The sequence below is a fragment of the Segatella hominis genome, from assembly GCF_019249725.2.
Classification (GTDB): Bacteria; Bacteroidota; Bacteroidia; order Bacteroidales; family Bacteroidaceae; genus Prevotella.
On the sequence record NZ_CP137559.1, the window covers coordinates 3,169,073 to 3,185,481 of the forward strand.

The window sequence follows — 16,409 nt, forward strand, 5'->3', positions numbered from 1 at the left end:
GTTTTGAGTTATGATATTTCAGATAGACGATACTGCTGATGAGATTTACTTCCCTGATCCCCATCTTGGCGAATCAGACGGATGCTTTGCTGTGGGCGGTGATTTGAGTATAGACCGCCTGCTGTTAGCTTATAGCAATGGCATTTTCCCCTGGTACAGTTTTAGAGACCAGGAGGAGCCATTATGGTTTTGTCCGATGAAGAGATTTGTCATCTTTCCTGATGAAATCCATGTGAGCCATTCGATGCGGACGCTCATGAATAAGGACAGGTATTCGGTGGGCATCAATGAGGCTTTCGATCAGGTAATCATGGAATGCGCTAAAAGCAATCATCGCAACGAGGAGGATGGCGCCTGGTTGGGCATGGACATCATACAGGCTTATACTAATCTCCACGAACAGGGGTTTGCCGCAAGCGTAGAGGTTTGGGACAAGGAGACTGATGAACTGGTAGGTGGTCTTTATGGAGTAACCATCGGAAAGGTCTTCATTGGTGAGAGTATGTTCTCAAAGGTTCCGTCAGCCTCTAAACTTGCCCTCATCTTCTTAGCTCGCTTTATGAAAGAACATAGAGGAAGGATGATAGATTGCCAGCTGGAAACTCCGCATCTCAAGTCGATGGGTGGCAGATATATTTCCTACGAGGAATATATGGAAATCATGAATGATGATTAGGGAAATCATGCATGAAAGAATACAATCATGCATGAAGCATAAAAGAGTTTCTCTTTTGAATAGAAAATAATAAAGGCTAGCTTCCCGATTCTGGGGAACCTAGCCTTTATTTATTATCTAGCTTTTTGCTTTTTATTTAGAATATCGGTGTGCCTATGCAGCCGTTAGGTGCCTGAATATGCAGCATCGCACATACGGTAGCGGCAATATCTGTCATATAGTGAGGCTGGGCACTCTCGCCGTGCTGGATGCCCCAACCCATAAACAGGCAAGGAATATGGATGTCGTATGGATTCCATGCTCCGTGGGTAGTTCCCTTGCTGCTGTAATAATCGTAGTGACCAGGCTTCAAGACAATCTGGACACTTCCGCTGCGCTCACGGTTGTAGCCGTTGATGGCACGGAACTTCAGTTCTGCAGGAATGCTCTCGATAGAGGTCTTCTCCATGTCGAAGGCATAGTGCACGTCCTTGTCCTTCTTCAGTCTGTCTACTACCACCTGCTTGATGGCTGCGTAATCCAGACCGAGTTCTTCGATGATGTCTGTATTGAAGAATACCTGATAGTTCATAATGGTCTTTACTAGGTCCTTGTCGGTGTTGAACTTTGTCTTCAGACTCTTATTCAATTCATCTACCAGTCCCTTCTTGTTCCAGATGCCGGCAGGGATTCGCTGGTCTTGCAGGAAGGTAGCGTTGTTCACACCTCCGTGGTCGGCGGTGAGGAAGGTGAGATAATTTCCCTTGCCTACGGTCTGGTCGAGATAAGTGAAGAAATCTGCCAATGCCTTATCTAATCTGAGATAGCAATCTTCTGTTTCGATGGCGTTCACGCCCACCTGATGTCCGATGTAGTCGGTGCTGGAGCAGCTGATGGTCAGCAAATCAGTATCTGTGTTTCTACCCAGGTTCTCGCCCTCGATGGCAGCCTTGGCAATATCGAAAGTCAGGTTGCAGCCGAATGGGGTACTGCGGAGAATCTTGTAACCATGCTTTTTATATAAGGTAGGCAGGTCGAGTGGCAATACCGCCTTCTCGCCTTCAACAATTCCATTCTCGTAGTTGTTGTCATCGCTGGTGCTCTCCTTGTAGGAATCGATAGGGTAGAGCGTCTCCCATTTCTTGGAAAGATACTTGTTAGGGAGTTTCTGCTTGTTGAACTTGTTCACCCACTCAGGCAACTTATCCATATAGAAAGTACTGGTGATGAACTTGCCCGACTTGTCATCAAACCAGAAAGCGCCATTGGCGTGATGGCCCGCAGGGAGGATGGATGCTCTGTCTTTCAAGGCTACACCAATCACCTTAGAGCGGTTGTTGGTAGCCAGACGGAGTTCATCACCGATGGTGGTTACCCACAGATTGCGAGGCGACATCTTGCCAGCCTTGCTGTCAGAACCTACCGGGTTGACGGTATCGTCGGCAGTACAATACACTACTTTTCCATCTTTCACGAAGTTGTTTCCTGCAATTCCGTGGATGGAAGGAACGGAACCGGTCCAGATAGAAGAGTGACCGATGGCTGTAACCGAAGGGATATAAGGAATCTTGCAATTTTCTACGCTGAATCCTTCTCCGAGCATTCTCTTAAATCCGCCTTCGCCGTAGCGGGCGTAGTAGCGATAGAGATAATCCCATCGCATCTGGTCGATAACGATGCCTACAACGAGCTTAGGGCGTTGAGGCTGAGCCTGTGCAATGCCGCAGAAGCAGCAGAGCACGAAGATGAGTTTGATAATCTTATTCATAATCAAAATGTCTTTTTTATACATAACCATTCAGTATTGTATATTAGAATTCGGCTGCAAAGATACAACTTATTTTGGTATTTAACGATAAAAAAGACGATTTTTACCCAAACTTCTCATGGCGTTCAATACAGCCAGTACCGTAACACCTACATCGGCAAAGACAGCCATCCACATGGTGCCGAGACCAATGGTGGCGAGAATCAGTACGGCAACCTTTACTCCGATGGCAAACACCACGTTCTCGTGAGCGATATGAATGGTTCTTCTGGCTATCTTTACGGCAAGGGCAATCTTTCTAGGGTCATCATCCATCAGTACTACATCGGCAGCTTCGATGGCTGCATCGCTACCCAGTCCACCCATGGCAATGCCCACATCGGCACGCTTCAATACAGGGGCATCGTTGATGCCATCGCCTACATAAGCGAGCGTCTTGCCTGCTGTTTTTGTCTTCAGCAGTTGTTCTACATGCGAAACCTTATCGGTTGGCAGCAGTTCTGCGCGGCACTCGTCCAGTCCCAGTTTGTGGGCAACATCTTCTCCCACTTCTCTGCGGTCGCCCGTCAGCATTACCGTTTTCTCTACTCCCAGTTCTTTCAGCTCTCTGATGGCATGGGCGCTTCCTTCCTTAAGGGTGTCGTTGATCACAATATGTCCTGCGTACTTGCCATCAATGGCGACGTGGATGATGGTTCCAACCTGGTTGCAGTCGTGCCATTGGGCACCGATGCTTTCCATCATCTTCTTGTTGCCCACGCAAACCACCTTTCCGTTCACTTGGGCACGGATACCTTGTCCTGCAATTTCCTCTACATCGGTCACCTCGCAGCCATCCGTTGCTTCTTGCGGGAAGGCAGTACGCAGGGCTGCGCCGATAGGGTGGGTAGTGAAATGTTCAGCATGAGCCGCCAGATGCAGCAGAATCTTCTCCTTGTCAGAATATTCGCCAGTATGCACGTTATCTGCATCATGGGATGGATGGTCTGGGCAGGAAGCATCTGCATGAACAGCTGCCACGGCAAACTCTCCGTGGGTTAGAGTTCCGGTCTTGTCGAACACAACGGTTCCCACCTTGGCTAAAGCATCCATATAGTTGCTGCCCTTGATGAGAATACCGTTCCGGGATGCTCCGCCGATGCCGCCAAAGAAGGTGAGGGGCACGCTGATGACCAGGGCGCAAGGACAGGAAACTACTAGGAATATCAAGGCGCGGTTGAGCCATAATGGGAAGTTCTCGCCAAAGGTTCCTTCACCTACGATTCCTGTTGCTGCCAGGAATGGAGGAATAACCGCCAGGGCAATGGCTGCGAAAACAACGATAGGAGTATAGACTCGGGCGAAACGGGTGATGAAGGCCTCGCTCTTCGACTTGTTCTTGTCTGCACTCTCTACCAGAGAGATAATCTTGGATACGGTACTTTCGCCAAAACTCTTGGTGGTGCGTACACGAACCACTCCTGAAAGGTTGATGCAACCGGACATGATAGTATCGCCTTCGTTCAAATCCCGTGGCATACTCTCTCCCGTCAGGGCAATTGTATTCAAGGCAGAATTGCCCTCAATGACAACACCATCCAGCGGCACTTTCTCACCCGGACGGATTACAATCGTTTCTCCAATCTTTACATCTTCAGGCGAAACGGCCTCTACCTTTCCATTTCTTTCAACATTCGCCACGTCTGGTCGGATATTCATCATATGTGAAATACTGTCACGGCTCTTTCCTTCCGCATATCCTTCGAAGAGTTCGCCCACCTGAAAGAAGAGCATCACAAAGACTGCCTCTGGAAATTCTGTGTCTGATCCAGGGAAAAATCCGATGCAAAGGGCTCCGATGGTAGCGATAGCCATCAGGAAGTTTTCGTTAAACATATCGCCCTTGGCAATGCCTTCTGCAGCTTCGCCCAGCGTCTCATGTCCTATTAATAAATAAGGAATGAGATAGACGAGGAGCAACTGCCAGGTAGCCAGGTCGTAATTCTTTTCGATGAAAACAGCGATGATCAGGAGGATGATGGTAGCTCCTATCAGAAAGAGCTTGGATTTCAAACCGCCTTCTTCATGGTGATGTTCATGATGATGGCAACCGCATCCCTGGTGCTCATGTTCTTCTTTGGAGCATGAGCAGTCATGATGATGTCCGTGATGAACTTCATGATGATGTTCATGATGATGTTCGTGAGAAAGTTTCATTTCTTCCATAATTTTACAATACTTTTAGTTCTATACATTCCGGAACATTCGTTCCTTTTTCTATTTCGTTTGCAAAATTACGAAAAGGTTTCTGCAACTTGGTTGCAAAGGCTCCTGTTGTGAAGATTATAGCTCATCGAGAAGTTTGTTCTTTCATTGCTTATATTTATATGGTATCCTCAAATCCGCAACTAAGCCTTTCAACGTCCTTCTTGCGTGTACACATCCTCTCATTACTGAATTAAGGTCTATATTCTTTGTCTTCTATGAAAGATGATGCAAATATATATAATAATGTGATAACTTGTATCTTTTGGTGTAAAATATTAGGTTTATTTATACATTGGTATATGTCGTGTGATTATACGGCATTTGTCATCCGATTGTATGACAAGTGTCGTATAATCGCATGACAAATGTCATGCAATCACAAATAAGGGTTTCTTGCATCGTTATAATTGTTTCCTTGCATCGTTATGGTTGCTTCCTTGCATCATATAAGTCGCAACATTGTTACCATCCATCTCATCCTCTTTCAGTTGGCAGATGCAAACATACAATTGAGCAGTAAAGTATTGAGAGTGTCAGCCGTGTTGAAATCGTAGTTCTTACCCGTATCTGATGTGTATGAGATGTTTCCTTTCAGTGAAAAATGTTGATTTTCGTAGAATGTTATTATTTTTTTAACACGCATAATTTGCTAGTTTCCACCATTTTTCTTTTTTTTGCAGGGAGACTGTCAAGCACGGTTCCGAGAGAAGGGAGGGTAAAATTCCCTCCACTTACTCGACCTGTATCTCTTATGTAGAGATTCAGATGACCGACATCAAAAAACAAACTTTCATTTTTACTTTTCATCATTATCGAGGTCAAATAGATGTAACAGATAGAAGTAGAGGCTATGACGATAAATGATAATGATATAATAGAAACACTGAACACAAGCCGGGAGACAGGCTTCAGGATGCTGCTGAGCAAGTATCAGGAGCCTGTCTACTGGCACATCCGTCGACTGGTGGTGTCGCACGATGATGCCCAGGATGCCACGCAAGAGACTTTTGTAAGGATGTTCCGGTCGCTCGAACAGTTTCGTGGCGACAGCTCATTGCGCACATGGCTATACCGCATTGCCACCAACGAAGCGTTGCGGCTCATCGGTAAGCGCCGTCAGGAGACGGTATCGCTCGATTCGGTTACTACAGGCATGGAAATCATTGCTGCCGACAACTACGTTGACTATGCCGACAAGGTTGCGGTGAAGCTGCAAAAGGCGATTCTAACACTTCCCCCCAAGCAGCAGTTGGCTTTCAACCTGCGCTACTATGACGAACTCGGGTTTGACGAGATAGCCAAGATAGCCGACTCTACAGCCGCAAGTGTCAAGGCAAGCTATCATGTTGCTAAAGAGAAAATAATCAAGTATATGAACTCAAACGATTAAGGATATGGAAAAGAATTTCGATTTCAACCAAGTGGGCAAACGTATGCCATACTTTACTCCCGACGATTTCTTCGCCAAGATGCAGAGCAACATCCTTGATGCCGTACAGGATATGCCACAGAAGAATACGGAGATTAAGACGAATCGGCGTACTGTCCGTAAGTGGCTTTGGCCTGTATCGTTGTCTGCAGCAGCTGCTGTTGCGGCAATGTTTGTCATCAACATACATTTCTTAGCTCCCAATACGCCAACGGCTTCGAGCGATATTCAGGATGTTGAGCAAGCCTTCGCACAACTATCCGAGGGCGACCAGGCTTATATCTTGGATGTGTATCAGGATGATGTGTTCATCAACAATTAAGGCAAATATATATATAACATAAACTAAAAAACAAAGATTATGAAAAAGATTTTCAACGTAATGATGCTGGTCGTCGCAATGACGATGTTCACCGTCAATTCTTTCGCTCAGGCTCCCAACAAAAAGCAGCGCCTCACACGCGAGCAACTCTCAGAAAAACAGGCTAAGTATATAGCCAATGACCTTGCTCTTGACGACGAGACTACAGCCAAGTTCATTAACACCTATACACAATGCCAGAAGGAGATTTGGGCTCTTGGTTCGCGTCCTCGTCGCAATGGCAATAACAATGAGGAGCAAATTGGGCAGAACATCAAGAAACGCTTCGAAATGAGCGAGAAGATTCTCGACATACGACAGAAGTATTACAAGGAATACTCGAAGTTTATGACGCAGAAGCAGATTCAGCGTGTATACGAAATCGAGAAGAATATGATGAAGCGATTCGCTCAGCGTAAGGGCAAGAAGGGACAACGTCCTAAGCGCGGTAAATTCGGACCACGACCAATGGACAATAACTCTACAAAATAAAAACTTGCTTTCTTGTAAAAATAAAAAGTCTGCCGTTTTGACGATAAAGAAGAACTCATGAAACGAATATTGATAACAACAATCGGAATAATCTGCTGCATTCTTAACGCAGTCTCCGCAGAAAAACTTGTGTCCCATTTTCAGGATACTTCAGAACAATGTGCTTTACAAAAGAACATGGTTGTAGATTATGGCGCAAAGCCAGACAGTCCCGAGGACCAATCAGCAATTTGGCAAAATGCCATTGAAGACTTGTCGGCTTCTGGTGGCGGCAGGCTCATTGTGCCTAAAGGGAACTATCACATAGTTGAGATACGAATGTGTTCTAATGTGCATCTGGTGATAGAGGCTGGCACAGTGCTCACGCTTTCAAGTTTAAAGAGAAAAAACAGAAACACCGCCATGTTCTATTTTTCAGGTCCTACCGACGATTCTTTCATTGAAAATTGCTCTATTCGTGGTGACGGTGGGCAATATTATGTAGACTTCTCGTTTTTCGATTCTGGCAATGCTAGTCCTGTTCGTTTCGCATTGTTGAGAAGAGTGCGAAATTTCTTGATAGCCGATGCTTTTATAAAGGACAACTTTACAAAGTTCTGCGGCATCTCTTTGACACCGATGAAGTCAAAGAATGGTAACCGTTTGAATACATCGGAAGATTCACCTTCCAGACCCACTTGTGGAGAGATTCGAAATTGCCACATCGACAATGCGCATTCTGGCTACGGACTATGTCAACTTCATGGAGCAAGAGATATTTTCTTTCATGATATTTCTGCTAAAGGTGGGGTTACACTTCGATTGGAAACTGGGGCTGGTGGACTCTATGAAGGTGTGTATGACATCCGTGCCGTGAATGTTCGTAACTGCAATGGGCGGGCTGCAGTATTGATGCAACCGCATTGCTCATCCAATGGAAAAGTGGCAGTTGACAGCGTCTATTCTAACAGTTCCTCTTTCGCCGTACTCATACATGCTGGTTTCTTGGACCGGCATCATAAGAATAATCCCGATGCACGTCCAGGTGTTTATGCTTCCGACAGTTATATCAATCATGTACACGCCGTGTATGGTGACAAGGCGCAAGTGGATTGTAAGGAAGTCTATCTGGCTGAAGAACGCAATTATGGTAAATATAAGCCAAGCGAGTTTGCGCCCCATGAAAGTATGACGGGGCCATCGCTTGCTGCAGTCTACGATACTACGGATGGAAGTTATCGGGTGACTGTCAACGATGTCACATCCGAAGGCTTTTCACCCACCCGATCATCTATATTATATCTCAATGAGGTAAGAGATAAGGAGGATCTGCGATGGAAGATCTACAAATCGTTGCCATGCGTCAAAGCGACTTCTTGTAAACAATCAAACGAATAGTTATGGGTATCTCAAAAGCCTCGAAAAAAAGAATCTATCCAAAAGAAAATATGACCACATACTAAAAAATGGATACGTGAAGACTATGTGTTATTCTTTTTTTTGTACCTTTGACAGAAATTGTGTGTCCTGAGACAGAATGAAGTCTGATATTGGCTATATTTGATAGATTTCTGTCGTAACTTCTAAAGAGATGGTGGCAGACCCACCGCATTCGGCATGCAGGTGCTGATTGCAAACCACTTTGTGCTGCTCTGATGGAAACAGATGAGTAGCGAACGACAATTGAAAGTCTTCCGTAAGGTTGGCAAGGTATGTGTCAAGGAGATGAACGCAAGTGAACCATTGTACCCTATCCACGTCTAGGTTAATAAAGAATATAAACTAATAAACAAAAGAGTTAAGTACGAAGAGCCGTGTGATGTGAGACTGTCAAGCACGGTTCCGAGAGAAGGGAGGGTGAAATTCCCTCCACTTACTCGACCGTAGAATTCTCTTGCTTATTTTGCAACACTAAGATAAGTGAATTCTTCGACATGGAAAGATTCTGAGCAACTTTTTGTTGCTCAGGTACTTAAAAAGTTTAAGTTATAATAGTGTTCTCCTTTTTTAATATGGCACAAGGATACGGCAAATAATTGAAACCACCAAATTTTGAAAGAGGAATTACGGTGTTGCTTTTTGAAGATGCATTCTTTCTGCATACTTGAATGTGCGGTTTCAATCATTGTTTCCTGAAAACGAAAAAAGCAGTTAAGCTATTTTTGCTTAACTGCTTGATTTTCAATGTGGACCAGCTAGGGCTTGAACCTAGGACCTCCAGATTATGAGTCTGTTGCTCTAACCAACTGAGCTACAAGTCCGTTGAATTTTTATTAAATTCGAGTGCAAAGATACTAGATTTTAGGGAAATAACCAAATAAAATCTTAAAAATTTTCTTAGAATCAGAAAAATAGCGTATCTTTGCACCAAATTATGTGCGCACACGTGCGTATGTACTTATTAATCGTACAAAAAAGAAAAAGTATTTCTATTCAGAAATGGACATAGACAAAAATAAAAGAATCGGTCTTACCGATGAACAAGTTAAACAGAGTAGGGAACAGCATGGCAAGAACGTGCTTACCCCTCCTCAACGTACTTCATTATGGAAACTGTATTTGGATAAATATCGCGACCCGATTATCCAGATACTTCTTGTGGCGGCTTTCGTATCCCTCATCCTTGCTTTTATCGAAAAGAATTTCATGGAGACCATCGGTATCTTCGTGGCAGTTTTCCTTGCTACTACCGTGGGCTTCTACTTTGAGCGCGATGCTGCCAAGAAGTTTAATCTGCTCACGGCGCTCAGCGAAGAGCAGCCGGTTAAGGTGCGCCGCAATGGTAAGGTGATGGAGATTCCGCGCCACGATGTGGTGGTAGGAGATGTAGTGCTCGTGGAAGTGGGCGACGAGGTGCCTGCCGATGGAGAACTCATCGTCTGCAACGACCTGCAGATTAACGAATCTGCCCTTACGGGCGAACCTGTTGCCGAGAAATCTCTGGAAGGCGGTGGCGATGGAGCCTATCCTCGCAACGTCATCCTCCGTTCTACCATGGTGATGAATGGCAGGGGCGAGTTCGTAGTTACAGCCGTGGGCGATGCTACCGAGATTGGTAAGGTGGCGAAGAAATCTACCGAGCAGACTTCGGTGGAGACACCGCTTCACATGCAGCTCGACAAGTTGGCTAAGATGATTTCCAAGGTAGGCTCTGTAGTATCTGTGGCAGCCTTCTTCATCTTCCTGATTCACGATATCCTCACCAATCCGGTATGGGGCGGAAAGGATTATTTCTATATGGCAGAAATCGTGCTGAAATACTTCATGATGGCTGTTACCCTGATTGTGATGGCGGTGCCGGAGGGATTGCCGATGGCGATTACCCTTTCTCTGGCGCTCAACATGCGAAGGATGCTGAAGTCGAACAATCTGGTGCGCAAGCTCCATGCCTGCGAAACCATGGGTGCCGTTACCGTGATCTGTACCGATAAAACCGGTACGCTTACCCAGAACAAAATGCAGGTGAGTGCCCTGGAACTCAAGCAAGGCGATGAGGCGCTGCTTGATACTGCCATTGCCCTCAACTCTACAGCCGAGTTGAATGACGGCAAACCTATCGGAAACCCTACCGAGTCGGCTCTCCTGCTCTGGCTCGATGCCCAGGGCAAGGATTATGAAGAACTCCGCAAGCAGGTGAATGTGCTCAAGCAGTTGCCTTTCTCTACTGAGAGAAAGATGATGGCAACCTTGGCAGAAGTTGATGGCGAGACCTATCTCTTCGTGAAGGGTGCGCCTGAAATCGTGATGAAGAAATGCATCATCGAAGATAGAATGCTGAGACAGTCAGCCGAAGAACTCGATGAGTGGCAGCATAAGGCGATGAGAACCCTGGCGTTCGCCTATAAGAAGATAGAAGCTTCTATCATGAGAACTTCCAGAACCTCTACTGCCGAAGTGGTAGCGCTTCTCGATGCCAACGATCTTCAGTTGCAGGCCATTGCAGCCATTGCCGATCCTATCCGTCCGGATGTTCCTGCCGCCGTGCAGGAGTGCCGCCATGCGGGTATCGAGGTGAAGGTGGTTACGGGTGATACGGCTGCCACCGCCTTGGAGATAGGTAAGCAGATAGGTGTCTTCGAAGATGAGCCTGAGAATATCGGAGCAGATGGCTCTCTGACCTCGCTCGACCAGCAGATGATTACGGGCGAACAGTGGGAGGCTCTTTCTGACGAAGAGGCTTACGAACGGGCAAAGGATATCCGAGTGATGAGCCGTGCCCGTCCTACCGATAAGCAGCGACTGGTGACGATGCTCCAGAAGCGTGGCGAGGTGGTTGCCGTAACAGGCGACGGTACCAACGATGCTCCGGCGCTTCACTATGCTCACGTGGGCTTGTCGCTGGGTTCGGGAACTTCCGTGGCTAAGGAGGCTTCGGATATGACCCTGCTTGATGATTCCTTCAAGTCTATCGCCAACGCCGTGATGTGGGGACGCTCGCTCTATCGCAACCTGCAGCGCTTCCTCTTCTTCCAGTTGGTAGTAAACGTGGCAGCCCTCCTGCTGGTGCTTGGCGGCTCAGTTATCGGAACTGAAATGCCGTTGACGGTAACCCAGATTCTTTGGGTGAACCTTATCATGGATACCTTCGCAGCCTTGGCACTTGCCTCATTGCCTCCATCTCATGAGGTGATGAAGGATAAGCCACGCAAGGCATCCGATTTCATCATCAACAAGAGCATCGGTTTCGGTATCCTGTTCTGCGGCATCGTCTTCTTCCTCGTGATGTTTGCCCTGCTGGTTTACTGCGAGCGCAGAGGCAAGGGTGGAGTAGATGTGCATGAACTGACCATGTTCTTCACCACCTTCGTGATGATCCAGTTCTGGAACCTCTTCAATGCCAAGGCACTGATGAGCCATCATACTGCTTTCCGCCATTTCCTGAAGGATAAGGGAATGATTCTGGTGCTTGTACTGGTATTGGTGGGTCAGTGGATCATCGTAACCTTTGGTGGCGAAATGTTCCGCACCACACCATTGTCGCTCCACGAGTGGCTGCTCATCATCGGTTCCACCTCTGTTGTGCTCTGGGTGGGCGAGCTGTGGAGAGCATTCAAGAGAATGATAGCTAAGAGAAGATAGTCCAATGATTAAGATAGAATGAATACAATACATTACAACGAAACTGTACAATTGCAGCCTTGCGTAGCAACTATCGGCTTCTTTGACGGGGTGCATCGTGGACATCAGTTCCTGATCCGCCATCTTGTAGAAACCGCCAGTCAGGAGAATTTGCAATCCACCATCATTACTTTCGATGAGCATCCTCGCAAGGTACTCCAAAGCGATTATCAGCCGGAGATGTTGAGTACGCTCGATTCAAAACTTCTCCTCCTTTCAAAAACAGAGGTGGATAATGCTGTTGTCTTGCATTTCGATAAGGCGATGGCTGCGATGTCTGCATGCGAGTTTATGCAGAAGATACTTCACGACCATCTCCATGTCAGGAAACTGTTCATCGGTTATGATCATCGTTTTGGTCATAACCGTTCTGAGACTTTCGGGGATTACGTGCGCTACGGCAAAGAACTGGGTATTGAGGTCATCAAAAACGATGCCTTCCGGATAGATGACATCAATATATCTTCCTCTGTCATCCGTTCCTTCCTGAAAGAAGGTGAAATAGAGATGGCCAACCAGTGTCTGGGTTATCCTTATACCATTATCGGTAAAGTAGTGAATGGTTATCATGAGGGTAGAAAACTCGGATTCCCGACAGCTAATCTGGACATCTCGCATTTCGGGCAGTTGATTCCTGCTACAGGAGTTTATGCCGTAAAGGTTCGTATAGAGAACTCTATGACTTGGAAACAAGGCATGATGAATGTGGGCAACCGACCAACTTTTAATGGCAAGCAGATTACGCTGGAAACGCATATCTTCAATTTCGAGGGTGATATCTACGACCAACTGCTGCTTGTCTGCTTCATCAAGCGAATCCGTGGCGAACAGAAATTTGATAGTCCAGAGGAATTGGCAGAACAGTTGAAGGAAGATGAAAAAACAGTAATGGAATTTTTAAATAAGGAGATTGATAATGGCAAAGATTAATTTTAAAAAAGGTCTGACAGACATAGTTTTATACATTATTATATTTATAGTCGTACAGATATTTCTGACTTATGCTGGAGCAGGCATTTGGGCTGCTGTCAAGGGCGAAGGTTATCAGGCAACTCTTCTTGCTATGCATACGGGCAATAATGCCATCCTGACGGCGCTGACTACGGTATTCAGTAATGTCATCACCCTCATCATTTTCCTGAAGGCTAAATGGACTCCCATTACCCGTAACTATCTGCAGTCAAAGCCTTGGATCAGTCTGTTGTGGGTAGCTTTGTTTACTCTGGGCGCTATCATTCCATTGGAGTTTGTCTATGAGCAGATAGGCGTCGAGATGGATGCGGATACCGAGCGGGTATTTGCTTCGCTGATGAAGGAGCCTTGGGGCTATGTAGCTATCGGTATATTGGCACCTCTGGCAGAGGAAATCGTGTTCCGTGGTGCGATCCTCCGTACTTTGCTTGATATGGTAAGCAAGAAGAATCATTGGGTTGCCATCTTCATTTCTGCAGCTGTGTTTGGCTTGATACATGGCAATAAGGCGCAGTTTATCAATGCCCTCCTGATGGGCTTGCTTTTGGGATGGATGTATTATCGCACCAAAAGTCTTGTTCCGGGCATTCTGATGCATTGGGTGAACAATACGATGGCTTATGTCTTGAATAATCTCATGCCACAGAGTGATGGCAAGCTCATCGACCTCTTCCATGGCGATGAGAAGACTGTATATTACGCTGTAGGCTTCTCGCTCTGTATCATGATACCAAGTTTTATCCAGATGATCTTGAGGCTTCAGAAACCGAAAAATGTTCCTGCTAAATTCTGAAATGAGCGAATCATAACTAAATAGAAAGCTTTCAATAAAATACGATATAGGAAAAAGGCTGCTCCAAAAATGGTGCAGCCTTTTTTTGATTATTGAATAATGAGTCCACTTTAAAAAGTGGTTTCGTTTAAAAGTTTAACATACATTCGTTCTTTGACATTTTGTAGTCTGGAGATTTTTTCGTAACTTTGAAGTCTCAAACAACAATATAAGAATATGTTTAAAAAGAGTGTGTAGTAGATTTGTTTATTGTCAGTAAATAAAAAATAGTAGATTTATTTATTGGTAATAAACAAAAAACGCAGATTTATTTATTGGCAATAAACAAATTTGGCGTAATTTATTTGGTAACAAAAAATAAAAGTCGTATATTTGCACGGTAATCAAATAGATAGAACCATGCAAAAAGAAGTTTTCAAGACTCTCATCAAGGAGGGACAAAACGAAATACAGGAGATAGAACTCTATCAGAGACCTTTCGACTTTGAGGAGCAGGGAAGATATGTGCTTGTAGGTATCCGTCAGGCAGGAAAGTCTTATCTGCTCTATCAGCGTGCCAAACAATTCCTTGCCGAAGGGCACGACATCAGGGAATTCGTCTATATCAACTTTGACGACGAACGCCTCTACGGAATGAAAGTGGAAGACTTTGACCTGATTCTGCAGGCATACAATACCATGTACTCCTATAAACCTATCCTATTCTTCGATGAGATTCAGAATATCGAGGGATGGGAGCACTTTGCACGCCGTCTTGCCAATCAGAAATATAGGGTATTCATCACGGGTTCCAATGCCAAGATGCTGAGCCGTGACATCGCCACAACTCTGGGAGCCCGTTACTTTGACGAAAAGGTTTTTCCTTTCTCTTTCAAAGAATATCTGGTTGCCAAAGGCGTTACGCTCGAAGAGAACTGGCAGTATGGCAAGCAAAAAAATATAGTACAGCAACTCTTTTCGGAATACTTCAAATGGGGAGGTTTCCCGGAACTTCTTCTTTATAAGAACAAACGTCATTGGCTGAATGGACTCTATGAGAAAATCGTGTTGGGCGATGTGGTGCAGAGAAACAATATCAAGAATGATCATGCTTTACGACTTGCCATCAAGCGGCTTGCCGATAATATCATGCAACCAACTGCCTACAACAGACTTGCCAACATGGTAAAGAGTGCCGGCGTTTCTACCAATACTGCCTCCATGATTGACTACATCCGATACACCAAAGAGGCTTGTCTCTTATTTACGTTAGACAACTATGCCTCTAAATTTGCTGAAAAGGAAACTGCCAAGAAGCATTACTTTACTGATAATGGTTTGCTGAGCATCTTTCTTACTGACTCAAAGTCGCCTTTGTTGGAAAATCTATGCGCCATCACCTTGCATAAGAAATACAACAGAAACTATGAGATGCCGAAACTGTATTATTACAACCAGAACATAGAAGTGGATTTCTACGTTCCAGATGAAGGACTGGCGATACAGGCTTCCTTCAGTCTTGAAGATATGGATACCCGGAAGCGAGAAGTAGCAGCACTCATCGCCCTAAATAAGGTTTATCCTATCAGGAAAGCCATCATCATAACATACGATGAAGAAGAAATCATTGAGGAAGATGGCATAACCATAGAAGTCTTTCCTATCTGGAAGTGGTTAACAGAATAACCTTATAGAAGAAGTATTTTTAACACAATTAAGAACTCTATAAAAGGCTACGTAATTCCTCCTTCCCAATCGTATTATTAGTAAAACAAAAGGAAAGATGACCTATGCTACTGTAAGCTTCCTTGAGCCAGAAACACAGGCAGAGCAGCAGCGAACCACCGCCATTGTGAAGACCAGCGATAAGGGCGGTTATTACATCGATGTATTCCGCAGCCGAAAGAAGGAAGGGGGCGACAAGACCCACGATTACTTCTATCACAACCTGGGACAGGAGATGAAGGTGATGGATGCTGCAAGCGGTAAGGCGCTCGATATGAAGCCTACCGAGGAACTCGCCTTTGCCGGTGGTCATCTCTATGCTTATTCCTATATATATAATAAGGTGAGTGCCGAAATGACCTCTTCTGTAAAGACCCAGTTCGTAACCAAGATAGAAGATGAAAAGGTGGTGGCAGCGATGGATAACCAGAAGGAGATAACGATGACGATGTGGATGAAGGCGGATGAAAACCGCACCATTTTCCAGGCGCTCTCTCCTGCCAACCTGGAATACGAGCGTATGCCTAACCAGCCTTATAAGGTAATCGACCAGCCGGTATTGACCTTCGTGGCTCGCCAGAAAGGTGAGGCGTGGAATCATCCTTTCGTCTGCGTATATGAACCAAGTTCTGATACAGAACCTGGCGATATCGCATCGGTAGATTACTTTACGCCAAGTGAGCAGGGTGCCGTGGGCATCATCGTGAAACTGAAGAATGGAGCTGAGCAGCGCATCGTCTGCTCAGAGAATGGAAAAGTTAGCCTTTCTAATTAATTTTTAAGCAATCCCTATAGCAATGGTTTATCATCGCTATAGGGATTGTCTTTGTTGTATAGCCAAGCCATTATAAAGGCGATTTCTTCTCGTGAGCAAGGGAATACTTGTGATAG

General features: G+C 45.4%; 12 protein-coding genes and 1 tRNA gene. 10 read left to right on the forward strand and 3 right to left on the reverse strand.

All coding sequences use genetic code 11. The annotated features are described in order from the left end of the window. Nucleotides 1–10: 10 nt before the first annotated feature. Nucleotides 11–676: a leucyl/phenylalanyl-tRNA--protein transferase gene (gene aat, locus KUA50_RS12890; RefSeq protein WP_218455829.1), complete on the forward strand. Its 666-nt coding sequence runs from the start codon at nucleotides 11–13 to the stop codon at nucleotides 674–676. A gap of 136 nt (nucleotides 677–812) precedes the next feature. On the opposite strand, the gene pafA is transcribed toward aat, so the two are convergent. Together pafA and KUA50_RS12900 are read right to left on the reverse strand one after the other, a co-directional pair. Then, nucleotides 813–2,423, reverse strand: coding sequence for an alkaline phosphatase PafA (gene pafA, locus KUA50_RS12895; RefSeq protein WP_022120187.1), 1,611 nt, complete (start codon nucleotides 2,421–2,423; stop codon nucleotides 813–815). 81 nt (nucleotides 2,424–2,504) lie between these two features. After that, entirely contained in the window at nucleotides 2,505–4,475 is a 1,971-nt protein-coding gene (locus KUA50_RS12900) for a heavy metal translocating P-type ATPase (protein WP_218456017.1), read from the reverse strand. 1,045 nt (nucleotides 4,476–5,520) lie between these two features. On the opposite strand from KUA50_RS12900, the gene KUA50_RS12905 reads away from it, so the two are divergent. The 4 genes from KUA50_RS12905 to KUA50_RS12920 all read left to right on the forward strand — a co-directional run bounded on the left by KUA50_RS12905 (nucleotide 5,521) and on the right by KUA50_RS12920 (nucleotide 8,329). After that, the gene (locus tag KUA50_RS12905; RefSeq protein WP_217761068.1) at nucleotides 5,521–6,060 is read left to right on the forward strand and encodes an RNA polymerase sigma factor; all 540 of its coding nucleotides are present in this window, start codon (nucleotides 5,521–5,523) and stop codon (nucleotides 6,058–6,060) included. A 4-nt stretch (nucleotides 6,061–6,064) separates the two neighbouring features. Next, on the forward strand, nucleotides 6,065–6,421 hold the full coding sequence (locus KUA50_RS12910) for a hypothetical protein (RefSeq protein ID WP_217761069.1): 357 nt from the start codon (nucleotides 6,065–6,067) through the stop codon (nucleotides 6,419–6,421). Between the two features lie 39 nt (nucleotides 6,422–6,460). Next, the gene (locus KUA50_RS12915; protein WP_217761070.1) at nucleotides 6,461–6,952 is read left to right on the forward strand and encodes a hypothetical protein; all 492 of its coding nucleotides are present in this window, start codon (nucleotides 6,461–6,463) and stop codon (nucleotides 6,950–6,952) included. A gap of 177 nt (nucleotides 6,953–7,129) precedes the next feature. Next, entirely contained in the window at nucleotides 7,130–8,329 is a 1,200-nt protein-coding gene (locus KUA50_RS12920) for a hypothetical protein (RefSeq protein ID WP_218455830.1), read from the forward strand. Between the two features lie 789 nt (nucleotides 8,330–9,118). On the opposite strand, the gene KUA50_RS12925 is transcribed toward KUA50_RS12920, so the two are convergent. After that, nucleotides 9,119–9,192, reverse strand: a tRNA-Ile gene (locus tag KUA50_RS12925). A 178-nt stretch (nucleotides 9,193–9,370) separates the two neighbouring features. Between KUA50_RS12925 and KUA50_RS12930 the strand changes: the two genes are divergently transcribed. From KUA50_RS12930 to KUA50_RS12950, 5 genes are all read left to right on the forward strand, one after another. Further along, the gene (locus KUA50_RS12930) at nucleotides 9,371–12,010 is read left to right on the forward strand and encodes a calcium-translocating P-type ATPase, PMCA-type (protein WP_218455831.1); all 2,640 of its coding nucleotides are present in this window, start codon (nucleotides 9,371–9,373) and stop codon (nucleotides 12,008–12,010) included. A gap of 18 nt (nucleotides 12,011–12,028) precedes the next feature. After that, complete coding sequence (locus KUA50_RS12935; protein WP_218455832.1) at nucleotides 12,029–12,979, forward strand: bifunctional riboflavin kinase/FAD synthetase; 951 nt, start codon at nucleotides 12,029–12,031, stop codon at nucleotides 12,977–12,979. Beyond that, nucleotides 12,966–13,814: a CPBP family intramembrane glutamic endopeptidase gene (locus KUA50_RS12940; RefSeq protein WP_218455833.1), complete on the forward strand. Its 849-nt coding sequence runs from the start codon at nucleotides 12,966–12,968 to the stop codon at nucleotides 13,812–13,814. Before KUA50_RS12935 ends, KUA50_RS12940 begins: the two co-directional genes overlap by 14 nt. A gap of 399 nt (nucleotides 13,815–14,213) precedes the next feature. Continuing rightward, a complete protein-coding gene (locus KUA50_RS12945; protein WP_218455834.1) occupies nucleotides 14,214–15,479 on the forward strand; it encodes an ATP-binding protein in 1,266 nt (421 codons plus the stop codon). A gap of 97 nt (nucleotides 15,480–15,576) precedes the next feature. Beyond that, on the forward strand, nucleotides 15,577–16,293 hold the full coding sequence (locus tag KUA50_RS12950; protein ID WP_218455835.1) for a hypothetical protein: 717 nt from the start codon (nucleotides 15,577–15,579) through the stop codon (nucleotides 16,291–16,293). Nucleotides 16,294–16,409 lie beyond the last annotated feature (116 nt).

Excerpts from the sequence above, each read along its gene's own strand:
- aat (WP_218455829.1), top strand. The coding sequence starts at position 11 with ATGATATTTCAGATAGACGATACTGCTGATGAGATTTACTTCCCTGAT.
- pafA (WP_022120187.1), bottom strand. The coding sequence starts at position 2,423 with ATGAATAAGATTATCAAACTCATCTTCGTGCTCTGCTGCTTCTGCGGC.
- KUA50_RS12905 (WP_217761068.1), top strand. The coding sequence starts at position 5,521 with ATGACGATAAATGATAATGATATAATAGAAACACTGAACACAAGCCGG.
- KUA50_RS12910 (WP_217761069.1), top strand. The coding sequence starts at position 6,065 with ATGGAAAAGAATTTCGATTTCAACCAAGTGGGCAAACGTATGCCATAC.
- KUA50_RS12915 (WP_217761070.1), top strand. The coding sequence starts at position 6,461 with ATGAAAAAGATTTTCAACGTAATGATGCTGGTCGTCGCAATGACGATG.
- KUA50_RS12920 (WP_218455830.1), top strand. The coding sequence starts at position 7,130 with ATGGTTGTAGATTATGGCGCAAAGCCAGACAGTCCCGAGGACCAATCA.
- KUA50_RS12930 (WP_218455831.1), top strand. The coding sequence starts at position 9,371 with ATGGACATAGACAAAAATAAAAGAATCGGTCTTACCGATGAACAAGTT.
- KUA50_RS12935 (WP_218455832.1), top strand. The coding sequence starts at position 12,029 with ATGAATACAATACATTACAACGAAACTGTACAATTGCAGCCTTGCGTA.
- KUA50_RS12940 (WP_218455833.1), top strand. The coding sequence starts at position 12,966 with ATGGCAAAGATTAATTTTAAAAAAGGTCTGACAGACATAGTTTTATAC.
- KUA50_RS12945 (WP_218455834.1), top strand. The coding sequence starts at position 14,214 with ATGCAAAAAGAAGTTTTCAAGACTCTCATCAAGGAGGGACAAAACGAA.
- KUA50_RS12950 (WP_218455835.1), top strand. The coding sequence starts at position 15,577 with ATGACCTATGCTACTGTAAGCTTCCTTGAGCCAGAAACACAGGCAGAG.